The 17,135-nt window shown below is 53.1% G+C and carries 10 protein-coding genes; 2 read left to right on the plus strand and 8 right to left on the minus strand.

Annotation, left to right across the window (positions count from 1 at the left end; genetic code table 11):
* Positions 1-23: 23 nt before the first annotated feature.
* Genes GS630_RS01320 through GS630_RS01340 form a run of 5 tightly spaced genes read right to left on the minus strand, consistent with a single transcriptional unit; the run spans position 24 to position 9,526 of the window.
* Positions 24-1,334 carry an HlyD family type I secretion periplasmic adaptor subunit gene (locus tag GS630_RS01320; protein ID WP_171620884.1) on the minus strand — a complete coding sequence of 437 codons (1,311 nt, stop codon included), beginning with the start codon at positions 1,332-1,334 and terminating at the stop codon, positions 24-26.
* Positions 1,318-3,465: a type I secretion system permease/ATPase gene (locus tag GS630_RS01325; RefSeq protein ID WP_171620885.1), complete on the minus strand. Its 2,148-nt coding sequence runs from the start codon at positions 3,463-3,465 to the stop codon at positions 1,318-1,320. Before GS630_RS01325 ends, GS630_RS01320 begins: the two co-directional genes overlap by 17 nt.
* The gene (locus GS630_RS01330) at positions 3,462-4,805 is read right to left on the minus strand and encodes a TolC family protein (protein WP_371809161.1); all 1,344 of its coding nucleotides are present in this window, start codon (positions 4,803-4,805) and stop codon (positions 3,462-3,464) included. The genes GS630_RS01325 and GS630_RS01330 overlap by 4 nt, the downstream gene beginning before the upstream one ends.
* Positions 4,789-5,718: a SapC family protein gene (locus tag GS630_RS01335; RefSeq protein ID WP_171620887.1), complete on the minus strand. Its 930-nt coding sequence runs from the start codon at positions 5,716-5,718 to the stop codon at positions 4,789-4,791. The genes GS630_RS01330 and GS630_RS01335 overlap by 17 nt, the downstream gene beginning before the upstream one ends.
* Positions 5,681-9,526: an Ig-like domain-containing protein gene (locus tag GS630_RS01340; RefSeq protein WP_171620888.1), complete on the minus strand. Its 3,846-nt coding sequence runs from the start codon at positions 9,524-9,526 to the stop codon at positions 5,681-5,683. The genes GS630_RS01335 and GS630_RS01340 overlap by 38 nt, the downstream gene beginning before the upstream one ends.
* A gap of 226 nt (positions 9,527-9,752) precedes the next feature.
* On the opposite strand from GS630_RS01340, the gene GS630_RS01345 reads away from it, so the two are divergent.
* Positions 9,753-11,804: a beta-propeller fold lactonase family protein gene (locus GS630_RS01345; RefSeq protein ID WP_171620889.1), complete on the plus strand. Its 2,052-nt coding sequence runs from the start codon at positions 9,753-9,755 to the stop codon at positions 11,802-11,804.
* A 221-nt stretch (positions 11,805-12,025) separates the two neighbouring features.
* Here the strand turns inward: GS630_RS01345 and GS630_RS01350 are convergent, their stop codons facing one another.
* Together GS630_RS01350 and GS630_RS01355 are read right to left on the minus strand one after the other, a co-directional pair.
* Complete coding sequence (locus tag GS630_RS01350) at positions 12,026-13,354, minus strand: glycoside hydrolase family 99-like domain-containing protein (RefSeq protein WP_171620890.1); 1,329 nt, start codon at positions 13,352-13,354, stop codon at positions 12,026-12,028.
* Between the two features lie 83 nt (positions 13,355-13,437).
* On the minus strand, positions 13,438-14,703 hold the full coding sequence (locus tag GS630_RS01355; protein WP_171620891.1) for a glycoside hydrolase family 99-like domain-containing protein: 1,266 nt from the start codon (positions 14,701-14,703) through the stop codon (positions 13,438-13,440).
* 647 nt (positions 14,704-15,350) lie between these two features.
* Here GS630_RS01355 and GS630_RS01360 point away from each other — a divergent pair.
* Entirely contained in the window at positions 15,351-16,208 is an 858-nt protein-coding gene (locus tag GS630_RS01360) for a glycosyltransferase family 2 protein (protein ID WP_171620892.1), read from the plus strand.
* Between the two features lie 54 nt (positions 16,209-16,262).
* Here the strand turns inward: GS630_RS01360 and rfbA are convergent, their stop codons facing one another.
* The gene (rfbA, locus tag GS630_RS01365) at positions 16,263-17,129 is read right to left on the minus strand and encodes a glucose-1-phosphate thymidylyltransferase RfbA (protein WP_171620893.1); all 867 of its coding nucleotides are present in this window, start codon (positions 17,127-17,129) and stop codon (positions 16,263-16,265) included.
* Between the last annotated feature and the right edge of the window lie 6 nt (positions 17,130-17,135).

Here is a 17,135-nt window from a genome sequence, read left to right on the forward strand (position 1 = left end):
GATTCAAAAAGCCTCGTTCGTGATTACTCTCTCAAAGCTTGATCCTTGATCTTCACAACAGGATCTAGAATGTAATCCAGAACAGATTTTCGGCCTGACAGAATATCCACTTCCGCAATCATGCCTGGGATGATTTCGACGGCGATGCTGTTCCCGTCCAACATTGTATTGTTCGTACGAATTTCCACGACGAACACTTCCTCTTCATTGCGCTCTGATCTCGTTATCGTGTCAGCACCAATTCGTATGATTTCACCGTCCAAGGCGCCATAACGGGCGAATTCATAAGCTGTGATTTTAACCTTTACCGGTTGCCCGGCGTGCAGAAATGCAATGTCTTCGGGGCTTACGTAAGCCTCCACAAGTAATGTATCGTCAAGCGGCACGACTTCAACAAGGTCCTCTCCGCTTCTTGCATGACCACCGATGGTTGTCTTGTGAATGCGGTTGACGATGCCCCGCACCGGAGAGCGGACTTGTGCGCGCATTGCACGATCGCGCAAGGCCGGCAGAGCCGGTTTTAGGGCCGCCAATTCTGCTGTTGCAATCGCCAGATCGGTCAGCGCGGCACTTCGAAACCGGCTGCGGGCCGCCTGGATCCGATCATCGATTTCTTCAAGCCCCGTTTGCAGCCGATTGGTCACTGCTTCGGCACGCACCTTGCGACCCTGCCATTCTGCTTCACTTCGCCTCAACGCCAACAAGGTTGTTGCTGGCTCCATCTGAGTTTCGACCAAAGGGGCCATAATGGCGCGCTCTTCCGCAAGGACTTTGAGCGTTTCAACAGCTGTAACGTGATCGACTAGGCCCTCTTCATATTCACGATGCTTTTGTTGCCTCTGGCGTTCCAGAATAGCAATTTCTGCTGCCAATTCTGCCTGGCGACCCTGGTACAGCGCAGTTTCCGAGCGTACGACGCTTGGCGCTCCTTTGATCAAAGCCGTGTCGAACTGCAGGTGTGTCCCGTCTATTTCCGCTTGCAGCCTTTGTGCGCGGGCCATCAGACCATACGCCCGTTGTTGTTCCTGACCGAGCTTGCTGTCGATTTGTGTCGCATCAAGTTCCATGAGCAAATTGTCTTTGTCGACCAACTGGCCTTCGCGCACATGCAGCGCACGAAGAACACCGGGCTCGGTGGCATTGATTACTTGGATGTCTCCGGATGGGACAATGCGACCGTCTACGCGTGTCACATCGTCAAGCTCGGTTAAGTGTGCCCAAACAATGGCAGATACCAGGCAGGACAGGATCACCAACAACAGCAGTGAACCGCGAATAGGGGAGCGCCCTTGCATTTCGCGTGCCAGCGCAGCCAGATCAGGATGCTGCGACATTCAGGTGTCTCCTGCTTTGACGCGCGTGTTGTGTCAACAGGCTCTTGGGCCCATCTGCCGCGATTTCACCGTCTTCAAGTATGATGACCCGATCAACCAGCTCCAGCAGGCTGGTCCGGTGTGTCACAATCACCATAGTGGTTTCGGCAGCGGTCTTCTTCAAACGTTGGATCACCTGAGCTTCGGTTTGAACATCCATTGCACTGGTCGGCTCATCCAGCAATAGGACTGGCGGTTGCCCGATTAGGGCCCGGGCAAGTGCAATGGCTTGCCGCTGCCCGCCAGACAGCCCTTCTCCACGCTCAGCCAATTGAAGATCATAACCACTTGGATGCTTGGTGACGAAGTCTTCAACTCCAGATGTACGACCAGCTTCGATAAGGTCTTCGTCTTTCGGCCGGATTGCGCCGCTGGTGATGTTGTCCCTGACTGACCCCGAGAAAAGCCAAACGTCTTGTAAAACCGAGCCGATATTGCGGCGCAGGTCTCCAGGATCGATCTGGCGGATGTCCAACCCGTCAAGCGTGACCGATCCGACGCGGGGCGTGTAGAGCCCCAAAAGCAGACGGGCAATTGTGCTCTTCCCGCATCCGATTTGGCCGAGGATTGCAACCTTTTCGCCCGGCTCGATTGAAAAAGAGATTCCCCTAAGTGTGTCGACACTTTGATCCGGGTACGAGAAATGAACGTTATTGAAAGAGATTGACCCTTTGAACGACAGCCGGTTCACCCACGTACAACCTTCTGGTCGTTCGCTTTCGGCCACCATTAGCGTGTTTAGGTTTCGATATGCACTTCGAGCTTGATTCATGCGCGTAAGCGTTTGTGCCAGTTGACCCAAGGGGGCCAATGCACGACCGGTCAGCATGACAGAGGCTACAAGTGCTCCCATACTGGCCTGACCATCGGTGATTAGAAAAACGCCATAGAAAACGACGAACACCTGGGCCGCTTGCTGCGTAAAACCCGTCAAGTTCAGAGCAAACTGCGTGATGGCCCTGCTTTGCGCTCCATGTGCTGATTGCCGTTCAATCGCCTGTTCCCACCGGGCGCGCATTCGCTGACCTGCCGCCGTTGTTTTCAGGGTCTCGATGCCAGAGACGGCCTCGACCAGAACAGATTGCTTGGACTGCCCGTCAGTAAGGCTTTTTTCAGCTATTCGCGACAAAAAAGGCTGCACAGCCAAACCGGTCAAAAGCACTACTGGAACGGCTAAAGCAGGTACAATTGCGAGTTGCCCTCCGACCAGGTAGACCACAAAGATAAACAGCCCTATGAACGGCAAGTCTACAACCGCGACAAGCGTCGCAGATGTGAAGAACTCACGCAGCGTTTCAAACTCTCGGATGGTGCTTGTCATGGCCCCGGTCGAACCTGTGCGGGACTTCATCTGAATGTTCAGCACCTGATCGAAGATACGCCTTCCCATCAGCAAATCAGCTTTTTGACCGGCCTTGTCGATAAAGCCCGCTCGGAGAAGTTTTAGAACGAAGTCGAAAAACAGAGCCAGGGCGACGCCTCCTGTCAGTGCGATCAGCGACTCGGTTGCCTCGTTTGGCAAAACTCGATCATAGACGACCATAATGAAAATCGAGGTTGTTAGGCCCAGTAGGTTTGCCATGGCAGCCGCCAGAACGACTTGGATATAGCTCCATCGGCTAGCGGCAAGAGCCGCCCGAAACCAGTGCCCGTCGTAAGAAGTATTTTCTGTAGAAATATCGTTGCCGTAGTGGCGTCGAAACAAGATAGCGTAACCAGTATAAGTTTCGCGAAAACTATCTTCAGGAACTTCACTGATCCCTTCGCCGATTTCCGGGTCGAAAATCAGCAACGTGCCGTTGCCTGTGCGACCATGGTAAACAACGGCTTGTTTTCCAGTCAGCAGTAACATCGCCGGAACGAGTCTGCCGTCAAATTCGGACAGGCGTCGCTTGCCGTATCCCGCCTGCAGCTTTGCATGCTGAGCCACTGAAATGATATCGCGTATGGTCAATTCCCCACCTGGCCCGGTTTGCGCGGCGTGAAGAGAGGCTAATGTTATCGGCCGATCGAGGGTACTTGCGATATTAAGCAAGCAAGCCTCATAAGACGACAATTGAGGGATCGAGAATTTTGAATCGGCTATATTCATTTCAAACTGCCCCAGGTCCCAAGTGAAACCCCAAGCAAATCAAGTATATCGCCGGTCAGACTCAGTGCGGCATAGTTGGTCAGAAAAAAGCTCTGTTCAGCCAAAATAAGACGTTCCTGTGCATTTACGTAGTCGCGCTGCGCATCAAGGATTTCGATCAGGCTGCGTCGTCCGATAGAAAACTGTGCGCGTGATGCTGTCACGTTTTCAGCGTTGGCGGTGACTGCTGCCTCAGCAGCGCGTAGTCGATCAGCGCCCGCTTTTTGGTCCGAGCGAATAAAACCCAGTTCCCGCGTGATTTCGCGAATAAGTTGCTCGCGAACGTATTCTGCCTCTTTCACTTGCGCTTCAGCGGCAGCAATCGATGCCCGACGTTGACCGGTGCTGTCCAATTCGTAGTTGACCGAGAGGTCAACGCCGAAATTTGCATCCCTGTTGTCATCTTGATTGGCAAATGCCGCCAAGCGAACGTCCGGCCGGCGGCGGGCTTGTGCCGCGGACCAATCTGCCTTGGCCGCCAAAAGGCTCGCATCTGCTTGGCGAATTTGAGGGCTGGCTAATATGATTTGAGAGTCACTTCTATCCAGGTCAGGTGCTGACACAGGAGGGCTTAGAGCGCCGGGAGCTGATCCAAATACTTCACGGAACCGTGCTTCAGCGCGATCTGTGCGTGCCTGGGCGTCTGCAAGCCGTGTTCGCGCATCTGCCATACGCGACTGCGCCGTCAAAACATCTGCATTGGAACCCGCCCCGCTGGCGGTGCGATCCAAGATTTGGCGCACAAGTTGTTCATGCACCATGACATTTTTCCGCGAAATGTCCTGTATTCTGCGCTGATCAAGGACAACTACATATGTTTCGATCGCAGCCAGAGCGGTCGCCGAGGCTGTTTGAATCTGATTGCCCCGGCTTTCCAAAACTCGGGCTCGCGCTGCTGCCAAGTCTCCCGCCGCTGCGCCGCCATCATACACCATTTGCGACACCCTCAGATAAGGTGAAACATCAGCGATATCGGAATCAACCCTCTCAGAGCGGGCGTTAATCCCTAAGGAAACTTGGGGCAAAAAAGCGCCTTCTGCTGCATCTTGATTGGCTATTGCGATGTCCATCCTCGTATCGCTTTGCGCTAAATTTGGGCTGGATTCCACAGCTGATCGCACCCTTTGCCCAAATGCACTTTGGCCAAGTAACTTAGAAGGTTTTGCGGCGCCCGCTCCGGCCGTTCCTGTTGAAAACGACATCGATACAGGCGTCAAATCTGGTGGAGAGGTACAGGCGGCAATCAGAGTTGCGCATAGAACAAGCATAAGAGGTTTTAGTGTTTTACCATAGGGTCGCATATTGGCCCTCGTGATTGTGATGTTCCAAAGTGCTTTCTGCTTCTTGGGCTGTCACCAAAGCGTCTAAAAAATCCGGAAGCTTCGAAGCCGGGTGTTCCGCTTTTTTGTCTGTCAATAGAACAGCCTGCTTTTGCGCCTGCGACAGCCACGTGAAATGGGTCAGCGAAACCTGATGAGCGTGTATCAGGCGAAGCCCTCCGGTTTTGGCAAGCAACGACATGTTGGCTGCATGAGTTTTTTGCAAAGCGCTCGCGTTGATGCCGAAAAGCCCGTTTGGAAGTGGCATGCCCTGAAAAGAGGAGAGCGGAGCAAAAAGACCCATCTCTGAAAGGACCTTGCACAAATGCAATGTGTCCTGCATCGATTTGGAGAGCGCTTGGAAGAATGCCTGAACTTTTGCCAATTCTGGTCCTAGATTGCCCTCCTGATCGAAAAATAGCTCATCTGCCGGTTCGTTGGTGACAAGGCCCGAGCTTTCGTCGACCAGCAGATCGAAATGCAAAGGGTTGGTTTCATGATTATGTTCAGGCAGTTCATACCGAAACGGGAAGCAACGCAGACCAGATGGGACATACATGGCAAGCCACTTACCTTGTGTTGACACGAAGGGCGTCGGGCAATTGGCTTCCATTGAAAGCATGGCCACGGGATAGTGGCATTGGTCAGATCTTCGAAAAACGATCGGAAAAGAGGCTGCTATTTGGAGGATTTCCGCGTCCACAACGGCACACTCATTTATTTTGCGTGCAAAATCGAACGAGGAAAATCGCTTCCAGAACTTACCCTTATGCCGTTGCCGGGTGACCGGAATTAGGCTATTCTGCACCATAATCACCTCATGATTTTTAAAGTTCTCGCTGCGGCCTGAATGTCGTTCAGGCGGAAGCCCCAGTTGGGTCGGTGTGCAAAACATTGTCTGTGTGCAAGTTGCTCAGATCGTTCAGGCCCTGGAACGAGGCGACGGTTTGAACGCTGGCGTTGTCAGAGGCTACGAAATCGGCCTTAACCAGAACACTGTCCGTCCCGTCGGTGGCCATAACGTATATCTCGTCCCCTACCACCGCGCCGGAAAAGCTTTCCACTGCGTTCTCTATCGTGTTCAAGTTTAGATCAATCAAAACTGAGTCCAGACCAACAAATCCGGTGTTGGCACCGATACTGTCGCCAGCTGACAGCAGCTCGAACCCGGTGCCATCGCCACGCAGAGTGCTGGCGTCTAATCCACTGAACATCAATGCATCAGACATTTCGGCTGCAGGGCCGATCGTAAAGCCAGTTACGGTATCTGAACCGTTGTTAACTGAGTCCGCTTCGAAAACAACGACATCGCGCCCTGAGGCAGAGACATCGATCGTATCATCACCGATGCCGCCTTGAACAAAAGTATCGATTCTTGATGCGGTTAGGCTGTCATCGCCGTTAGTCCCGATTTGCAGAATAGACGGCCCGCCATCAGGTGTTTTTATTGTCAACACTATGGGTTGGTTCGGATCCTGGACCGTCATCGTGAAAGTGACAAGCGGTTGAGACACATCTGAAAAGACAGTCGCGGCGCCGGCAAAATTTATGATATCTCCGGTTCCAGGGCTGGCCAGAAACAAATCAAACGCGTTGTGCTCCACCGCAGATCCATTATCGAATGTGACCACGGAAGAGTCGAATTCCAGTTCTGCCGTAATGGCAAGACCGCTTGAGATATCACGATCTGCATCTGCGTAAATCTCAAAGGTAATGGTTGAACCGGTCCGTCCTGCTTCAGTGATTACATATGCAGCGGGTTCATGGGCCGTGACCTGATCATTAACGGCTAACGGATTAGGTCCCCCAGACACCGTGGCTTGCGCCGAAAACAAAAGGTTGTCTCCGGCATTTATGGCTGAGAATTCAGTTGAAGCGATGGCCGATGACCAAGAGCCATCTGCGGCCACCGTAGCAGATCCTACAGCGTTTCCATTAAGTGTGATGTCTATCGTCTGACCATTTGATAGGCCCACAGATGAGCCGGTGATTGTCAATCCGGACATCTGCGCGTCATTCAACGCCACAGCGTCGTTTACGCCAATGTCGTCCATGGTCAGGATGGGGCGAAAATCGGTTGAGATTGAGCTGCTTGCCGTCGCCGAGTTGTTTCCCGCAAGGTCATCAACTGTTGCGGAAACTGTGTATGTTGACCCGTCTGAAAGAGCGCTCAGATCGCTGGAGGGTATGCTAATCGACCAGGCGCCCGAAGAAACAGTGCCTGCATAAGTCTGCCCCCCAAACGTGACAGAAACTGTTCGCCCGTCTTCAGCTGATGTGGTGCCCGAGACTGTCAGGTCAGCGCCTTGTTCTGTCACATCCAACACTGGTCCTACGGGAAGAGCGTCAATTGTAATCACTGGAACTGTAAAGTCGGTGGCGAAATTCACGGTGGCGAGATTATTGTTCCCTGCAGTATCCGAAATCGACGCGTTGATGCTGTATGTCTCAGCATCTTGAAGAGCAGAAAGCTCAGCGCCTGTTGCGGTATATGTCCAGGTCCCGCCTGTAACGGTTGCGGTTCCGCTAACGTCGGTGGTTCCATCACTACGCGAGATGTTGATGTTCACTATGGTGCCGTCCGGTGCATCGGAAGCTCCTGACACTGTCAGGTCCGTTCCCTGTTCCGCGGCGTTCATGATGACTCCGTCTGACACGTTTGTGATATCCAAACTGGGGGGTGTGAAATCTGTATCAAAACTGCTGCTGGCCTGTGCTGCCGGGTTTCCAGCCGCATCTGAGACATCTGCGGTTACAATTACGGTGACTGCATCTGATAAAGCGGTCAAATCTGAGGCCGTTACCGCGACGCTCCATGCTCCGGCGGAAACCGTGCCCGAATACGATTTCCCGCTCATGTCAACGCTTACAGTCTGCCCGTCTTCAGCCGTAGTTGCACCCGAAATGATAAGGTCAGTTGCCTGCTCAGCCGCATTCATAACTGCGCCATCTGAAAAGCTGTCGATGCTTAGCGTCGGTGCCGTCAGGTCAGTACCCAGAGACACATCTGCCTGAGGTGCGGGCAAACCGTTGGCATCAGAGATATCTGCTGTGACCGAAAAACTGCTTCCGTCAGCAAGCGCGACCAAATTGGCGGTGGGTATGGTTACTGACCACGCGCCACTTGTCACTGTGCCGGTATAAGTTTGCCCGTCCAAGGTGACGGTGACTTGCTGCCCGTCCTCAACGTTCCCGGTCGTGCCGCTGACCGTCAAGTCAGCCCCAGCTTCTGCTGTATTCAGCACCGCGCCGACAGAAAGAGGAGAAATGAAAACGGACGGGCCCGTAAGATCCACCGGGACGGATACGGCGACCGGAACCGCCTGATTGCCTGCTGCATCCTCTACGACGACTGTGATCGTCGCGGGGGTGCCAGTGACAAGACCGCCAAGATCGGCGTTAGGGATTGTCGCATTCCAGCTTCCGCCCGAGGCTACGCCTGTGTAGGGCTGACCATTGAATGTAACGTTGACGGGTTGACCGTCCGCAGCCGTTGTTAAGCCAGTGAGCATCAGATCGCCTGCGACGTCAGCCAACTCAATCGAGCCACTGGCAACGGGGTCAAGGGTTATAGTCGGCGCTGTGAAATCAGTATCAAAGCTCCCACTGGCTTGCGAGGCAGGGTTGCCCGCTGCATCCGTTACGTCAGCGGTTAACGAGACAGTTGCGCCATCAGGCAGGGCTGTCAAAGCCGAAGCTGGTACAGTGACACTCCATTGTCCGCCACTTACCGTTGCAGAATAGGTTTGGCCATTTAGCGAAACGGTTACAACTTGCCCGTCTTCGGCATCTGTTGAACCAAAGACAGTCAGGTCTGTCGCCTGTTCTGCCGAGTTCAGCACAGCACCGTCAGAGAGGCCAGTAATCGCCAAAGTTGGAGGGATCGTATCAATGTCAAACCGGACCGTCTGAACCGATAATTCTGTGCCCGCATCGTCCAAATGCCGCACTGAAACGGCTGTTACCCCTTGGGGCAGAGCTGCGGCTTCTGCTGCGGTCAGAGAGAGGCTCCAGCTACCGTCAGCATTGGGTGTCATGGAATTGACGAGCGATCCGACCGTTACTTCCACAGTCGACGTACCTTCGGGTGCGGCAGAATCAGTGCTGACGTTGTTCAAGGCGGCAGTTTGAAGCTCGGCCAGATTGAGGCTTGTATAGGTCGGTTCAGGTTGGGGCGTATTGTCAACACCTCCAACATCCCCGCTATTTTCAACATCATCGTCACCGCCGCCGCCACCTGCTGCAGCGGCCGCTCCGGCCAGGCCCAACCCGCCAAGAGCAGCTCCCGTGCCACCGATGCCACCGGTGGCAGTTGCACCGGCCTCAGCCGCACTGAATTGAACGATTTCGGCGACAACGTCCTCTGCAATCATGATCGCACCGCTGTCCAGAACCTGAACGTTTTCAGCAGTGACGATCATTGTTCTACCGTCGGCGAGCTTTAGAAGCACATCGCCGTTTTTCATCAGTTTTGCCGAGCGGACACCTGGGATGGTTTCCGCAAACTGAAAAGCGTAAAGTTCTTCTATGGAAGCTTGCGACAGGGCGGGCAGCGCCATTACCGTCGACAAAAGACCACCAGCTGCACCACGACCAGCCCAACGACCGAGTTTTCCGTCGATCCATTGGCGAATGCTTCGCTTGCGGTCCGTATCCGAGGATTCCGCTGTCGGATGGTTGTTGGACTCGGTTGCTTTGGTCATCTTGCCCTCACTTTTGGTGTCCACAGATGTTCGAAGAGGAAAGGACACATTATTTGACGATTTTCTCATCCGTCTTTCCCATCGGTAAATGCTGCGATCGGACCCAAAAAAATTGAGTTAAACTGAAACCGAACTTCACGCTTTCACCACATTTCCGCTTTCGTTTCGGTCTGCGTTCTTTGCCAGTCTGTTGCCATTGCCAGGGGTGGCTCAGGAGGTGATGGCTATGAGGCTTCAATTCGAAAGCGTGGTTGCAACGGGGAGCACGGCGCTCGATTCAGGTATCGGCGATACGGCTTTAAAAACGTTTAACGGGACCACGTATCTCTACACTGTCACCGGTCCGGGTGGAGGGGTCGCGGTTTGGCGGTTAATCGACGGCGCGATACCGCAGCTTGTCGATACGGAATACTACAGCGGCTCAATCACCTTTCTGGTGGGGCGCAGTGGCACGCCGGTGGATTTTTCGGGAACGAGTCAACTTGTGTTGGACGTGAACACAGCCACTGGGCTGGTTGGATATGACTTGAACTCGAACGGAACCATCAGAGCGCTTCAGGAAACAGACACGTTGAGCGGCGGAGGCAACATCGGCGCGGTTGTTCAATTTTCCCTCGGTTCATCGGAACTTGTCGTGTTATCGCATGGTGATACCAGCCAGATCGGGACGTATCATGTTAGCTCAGATGGGTCGCTCAACCTTGCCGGTCTGATCGCGGGTGAGGCAGATTCGATGCAAGCTGTGCGCTCAGGGTCCGGCCAATTCCTTATTGCTAGTGATGCGGTGAACGACAGGATCGCCACATACCAAATTGACGATAGCACCGGACTGCTGACCGAAATAGACAATGGTTCCACTTTAGGGACGCTTGGCGTTGCGACACCAACGGCCGTTGAAACGGTCGAGGCGTATGGAAAATCCTGGGTGGTTGTTGCTGGGTCGGGCAGCAACTCACTGAGCGTTCTTCAGGTGAATCAGGATGGGAGTCTGAAAGCAACGAACCATGTGCTGGATACGCTCGACACCCGCTTTGAATCAGTTCAGGACCTTGCGGTTGCGGAGGTGAACGGGCGTGTATTTGTAGTTGCCGGAGGTGGCGACGACGGCGTTAGTCTTTTCAATCTGACGCCTCAGGGCCAGTTGGTTTACCTCGACAGCTTTGCGGACACACTAGCAAGCGGGTTGCAAAATGTAGAATCGCTCAGCGTTGCGCATGTAGGGGAAGATCTGCAAATTCTCGTTACATCGCAGCAAGAGGCCGGAGTGACGGTTCTCACAGTTCCTGTTGACGAACTGGGGACTATAAGGACGGGCTTTGCCACTGTGACCGGGACCGCATCAGATGACATGCTCAGCGGTAGCATTTTGGATACGACTCTGATTGGCGGCGGTGGGGATGACATCTTGATCGCAGGCGCAGGGGCGACAACCATGTCGGGCGGTGCCGGGGCAGACATTTTTGTGATGCAATCTGGCAGTGGCGTGACCACAATTTCAGATTTTCAACCAGGCATGGATCGGCTGGACATGTTCGATTATCTACTGTTGCGTTCGCCGCAGCAGTTGAACTTTACCAGCACCTCACAGGGTGCTCGGATCGAATATAGGGGCGAAGTGGTGGAGGTGAAGTCAGCCTTCGGCGGACCATTATCAAGTGCCGAGATTTTTGGTGCTGGATTCGCAGGCCCCGACCACATTCCGGTGGACTTCGGAAATTTCGGTGGTTTGACCCCAAACAGTTCTGACGGTCTAGCCGGACTGGTCACAATAGACAGCGAAACGGCAAATCCTGGCCTGACCGATGCAGAGATCAGATTTACCCCTGACGGAGGTGGCACTGTCTCAACAACGGCTGACGCACAGGGGAATTTCGATCTGGAGTTACCAGATGGCACCTACTCTGGCTCCTTGGACGTGATCAAATACTATTCCACGGCCAGCAACGAAATCGATGCCTTGGACGCCTTGCAGGTCCTGCGTATCGCCGTGGGTCTGGATCCGACATGGGGGCCAGCAACAGCTGAGGATCTGATTGCAGCCGATGTTAACCAAAACGGTACGGTGAACGCTCTGGATGCGCTTGAAATCCTTCAGGTGGTTGTTGGGCAACCTTCAGCACCCGATCTGCAATGGGTATTTTTGGATGAAAACTCAGATTTGTCCGGCATCACCAAAGACAACGTCACCTACGACACGGGTACAAACGTCACTGCGGTAGATGGGGTAATTGATGTGGATATGACGTCTATTTTGCTGGGCAATCTGGAAGCCGCGTGAACAGCCCCAAGATCGTCAATGCCGTATTTGACTTTCATGTGCCCTGACCGAAGGTCCGAGCCATGGGCAGGTATCTTAAAGTAAAGAATGCGAATTGAGAGTAAAAAACTGCAAGCTTTGGATGCCTCGAGCGCCATGTCCTTTGAACCCAAACGCCTGTGACTTTCGAAATACGCGGCTACAAATTGGGCTTTCTGGACACTCGAGAGAAACCAACAGAATTACTGTTTCTTGGGTAGCGCATCATGAGTTGCTTGAAGATACGCAAACCCATACCTCTGATCGGGCTCCAGATGCGTTCCTTCCGCCCATTCATTCCAAGCGTTTATGAAAACGATCTTTTCATCAGCGCTGTATTTCTCTTGCGCCAGAACTTGGTTCCCCAAATGTGCTGTCCAGCGTTTGTAGGCTTCAATCGAGAACCTGCCCATTATGCGCGGTGCGTCTTGATTACGAGCTGTATTGTCCCATGAAAGGGTAGAAGACCGGAACAGCTTGTACTCTGGTTCGCTCTTGGCAAGCTCGGCGTCCACTACCGTGTCATAATCTAAAATGGCACCGGTAAACTCGGGATTGTAAACGCCCATTTTATCTGTGATGTCGGTGCGCTTAACCTGATGCGGGGGAAACTCCATAGCCGCATCAAAGCCTAAGTCCTCGGGGTTTCCGATGTCAAAGGTCTGCGCCGCGACGAGGTAGAGGTCCCGCTCACCCCAACTTTGCGCCTCTTGCCGCCAGGCTTTTGTTGTTTCCCGGATGTCTGGAATAATGTTTGCACGATACACAATGAACACGGGCTTTCCGTCTATCCTGATATATCGAGGGTCTTCGATATACTTGCGGATATGTCGAAGAAGATTCACTGAATCTTCGATCGAGTGGTTCTGCCCAATGAGCACGTCATGTTCGCGCCCATCCCATCGCCGGGTCCAGTTCTCGTTGGCCCAGGTCAGGCAGAAGGGCATGTCAACGTCAGGGTTGCCCAACATTTGCTCTAACGGGTCTTCCATCAGGGTCTTCCCGGCAAACCAATAATAGTAGTAGGAAAAGCCGCTGATACCGTATGCTTTTGCTATCCGGGCTTGCTCGACCATGATCTCTGGCACTCGCAAGTCGTAATAGCCCAAATGAATAGGGCAATGTGGCTGGTAGTGGCCCGGGAAGTTCGGGACCGCCTTGCCGACATTGGTCCATTCCGTGAAACCTTTACCCCACCATTCGTCATTTTCCTTGAATGGATGAAACTGAGGCAAATAGTGCGCGATTGCCCGCACCGCTAGTTCAGGCTTGGGCTGAGGATCGAATGGAACAAACTCATCGGCCCGACCAATACCTTCAAACCCCTGTCGGCCCCACTGCTGATTGGGTTTATCTGTTCGTCTTGGGTCTCTTTTCTTCGCCGAATTTCGAAACCGCCGCGCTGTACGTGATGAAAGCGGAGGGCTGAGTTTTGATGCTGCCGACAGCAGATAGAAAAGCAGGGTATCTTTGATAGGCATGGTTATTCTCGTACTGAAGCGCCTTGAGCCGTCTGTGAATGAGAGCGCCATAAGTTTTCGGATTGATCCGATCCAGGCTTTCTCAACAACATGTGCACAGTTGTTGAATTCTTATAACTCATCTCCTGTGTTTGTTATTTTGTACGGACCTCCGCCAACCACTCTTTGAGCAACCGACCGCTGACCGTGTCACGCAAAAGACGAAATGCCCGTTTGGGCAATGATTTATTCGCACCATATGGAAGACGTTTTGCGGATCCCTTGGTGGATTTGTTGCGGCGTGATTTTTCAGGTATGCCCACATGGGTCCAACACGTCATGTTTGACCCACGAAGCGCGGCCTGAGTAGCCTCCAAAAACGCATGCCCATATTCACGATCGGGCTCCAGATGACAGCCTTCTGCCCACTCGTTCCACGCGTTTACAAAAACCAAACGTTCCTGATCGGGAAAGTCCTGAGCCGTTTGGCGCACAGCGCGCGACAGCCAGTATTCATAGTTTTCCGGGGTCCCGTTCATCACAACCATCGCTTTTTCCTTACGTCTGGCTGTATTGTCCCAGGACGGGAAAACCGAGCGATAAACATTGTTTTCCGGCCCATACTTGTGACCAAGGTATTGTTCTGCAATTGCCGAGAAGTCGACGCAGAGCCCTTGGAAATCATCGTGCAAATCCACCTCTACTGAAAAGTTTGGCACGGTGATGCCATGCGGCGGGAACTCTACGCCGGAATCAAACCCGAAAGAGGCATAGTCCCAATTTCGGTGAGTAAGCGCACATGTCAGATGAATCTTAGGAATTCCCACAGACGCGCAGTATTCACGCCAAACCTGCACGGACTTACGCGCATTATTCAGGTGCTGAGGGCAATAAACGATCAGGATCGGAGCGCCGTCTACAGTGATGTAGCGTGGATCACGAAAGTAGGGTTCGATCGATTTGATGAACTTCAGGTCATCCTCAGGTTGGTATTCCTGCGCGATGAGAATCTCGTTCTCGTATCCGTCCCAACGTCGGGTCCAGTTTTCATTTGCCCAGCACAGGCAGAACGGCATATCGCTTTCGGGATCCGCCAGCATGTCGTCGACAGGACGTTCAAGAAGGCGTTTACCCGAGAACCAATAGTAGTGATAGCAGAAACCATCAATCCCGCTGGCTTTGGCCAGTGCGATTTGCTCATGACGCGTTTCACGTACCCGCAGATCATAGTAGCCCAGATCGCTTGGGAAATGCGGTTGGTAGTGCCCGGTAAAAACTGGTTTCGCCTTCGTTACGTTCGTCCACTCGGTGAAGCCTTTGCCCCACCATTGGTCGTTCTCCGGAATTGGATGAAATTGCGGTAAGTAAAAAGCAATCGTTCGGATGTTTTCGAATTCACGATCGAAGGTTTTCGTGGCCATTAATTCATCCAGTCCAAACGCCGTGAAGGCGATTTCTTTTTGGTCAAAGGTCGTGATCTAATTACCGCTCTAGAGGCCGCTTCGACGATTGTAGAATGCAGGTCGATATCTTCAGAAAGGGGAAGATCCGCTTTCATGTTTATCCACGGCTCCTTCGTGTCTTTATCGAGTCGCTGAACGGGTGGAATCATCAAGTAGAGATCGTTTTCGTAGGTGTGTTTTCCGCTCACAACAATACTTCCGTGACGCTAATATCAATTTGAATGTGGCTGCTATATCTTTTGGGTTCATTCGGCAATCCCAGACTCTGAAAGTAAGTGTCCGCCTCCAGTCGGCCATCCAAATCGTCCTTGAAGAACCTCCTACACCTTCGCACAGATATTCAGGAACAACAATGTCTGCACTGCAGCATTCCAAGGTCCTTGTGGCCAACTGCGCGCAATATCGCCAACAGTTTCATCATGACAGCGCGACGCCAGCAATATTTCTTAAACAACGGTTGTAGAAATACGGCTCGACTTCGCTCAAGACCGTTTTGGGTTCTGAAAATAGCGGTTAAAAAGGTGGCAGGACAGAAATGGGGTTGACCAGAGTGGTGTTTAAGATCACGAACCGGACACCTTTTCAGAATAAGGCAGCAGGCGCGTTTGTCACAAATTACGATCATAAGTGTTTGTTTTAACAGCAGCGGTGTTTTGCCCGAAATGCTAAGCTCCATCCCAGATGGCGTACGCACGATCTTGGTGGACAACGCGTCAGATGATGTTGACGCAGTTCAGCACCTGGCACAGTCGCACGGGGCTGTTTTGCTGAAGAATGAGAAAAACACCGGATTTGGCACTGCCTGTAATCTGGGTGCTGAACACGCACAGACCGATCTGCTTTTGTTTTTGAACCCGGATTCGCAACTGTTGCCCGGTGCACTGGAGGCGATGCAGGCAGGAGCGGATCGTTATCCATCAGCGTCGGCCTTTAACCCGAGGATTTTGAGTAAATCCGGCAAGCCAAGTTTCCGCCGTTCCAGCGTCATCACTCCGCGCAGTGAAGCGCTACGCTCCAAAACAGCTGAAGGTGATCTGGAACTTCCCGTTCTTCTTGGCGCAGCTTTATTGGTTCGCCGTTCTGCTTTTGAAGCGATCGGCGGGTTTGATCCGGAAATCTTCCTATACCACGAAGACGACGACCTAAGCCTTCGACTCAAGGCGGATTGTGGGCCCTTGTATTACATTCATGACGCGCAAGTGACGCATGTTCAGGGCACGTCTTCGCCCAGCAGCGCAGCGGTCGCCGGGATAAAGGGTTTGTTTATGGGACAGTCCAGAGTGTACGTGGCCAGAAAACACAAGGTTCCCTTTGCCTTCACCCGAGCGCTTGCCTCCGCTCTTTTGCAAATGCTGTCCCCGGTCGTTTTGTTTTCAGCAAGAAAACGTTCAAAGCAGTGCTCTTTTTTGCGGGGCGTCTGGCAAAGCCGTAACGTTCATCCGGTTCCCTTTGAACCTTCTTAGGCCTGAACACACGCCCGGCAATGCGCTCGCCTACAGCGCGTCGGGATTTCCGTTCTAGTCGAGCAACTTCTTCAGATAGGCCCCATAAGTGGATTTGGCGAAAAGACGCGCGCGTTCTTCAAGGGCTGCATTGTCGATCCAGCCATTCGCCCAGGCGATTTCGTCGAGGCTCCCGGTTTGCATACCCTGACGTGCTTCGATGGTCCGAACAAAGTTGCCTGCATCCAAAAGGGAGCCATGCGTGCCCGTATCCAACCATGCAAATCCGCGCCCCATGGTCTGCACATCCAGTAGTCCTTCCTGTAGGTACATCTCGAGAAGCGATGTGATTTCCAGTTCGCCACGCTCTGACGGCTGAACTTCATGAGCGCGGGCCGGAGCATCTCCATCAAGAAAATAAAGCCCTGTCACCGCATAGCTCGATGGGGGAACTTCGGGTTTCTCGATGATCGCGCGTGCCTTGGTGCCTTCAAAATCCACCACTCCATAGCGTTCGGGATCGGCCACACGATAGGCAAAAACAGTCCCTCCCCGCTTCTGGGCATCCGCTTCCAACAGCAACCTTGGCAGTCCGTGACCAAAGAAAATATTGTCCCCCAAAATCAGGGCGGATGGGGCGCCAGCCAGAAAGTCCTCGGCCAGGGTATATGCTTGTGCCAGACCGTCAGGGGAAGGCTGGACAATCCACGTGATCGACAGCCCGTACTGACTGCCATCTCCCAACATACGTTGGAACTGTTCCTGATCCTGAGGTGTTGTGATGATGGCAATCTCGCGGATTTGCGCCAACATCAGAACGCTCAGCGGATAGAAGATCATCGGCTTGTCATAGATCGGCAGCAACTGTTTGGAAACCGCCATGGTGATCGGATAAAGCCGGGTGCCGGACCCTCCGGCAAGAATAATGCCTTTACGTTGCATGCTCTG

Origin of the sequence: Ruegeria sp. HKCCD7303 (assembly GCF_013111185.1) — a bacterium.
Taxonomy (GTDB): domain Bacteria; phylum Pseudomonadota; class Alphaproteobacteria; order Rhodobacterales; family Rhodobacteraceae; genus Ruegeria.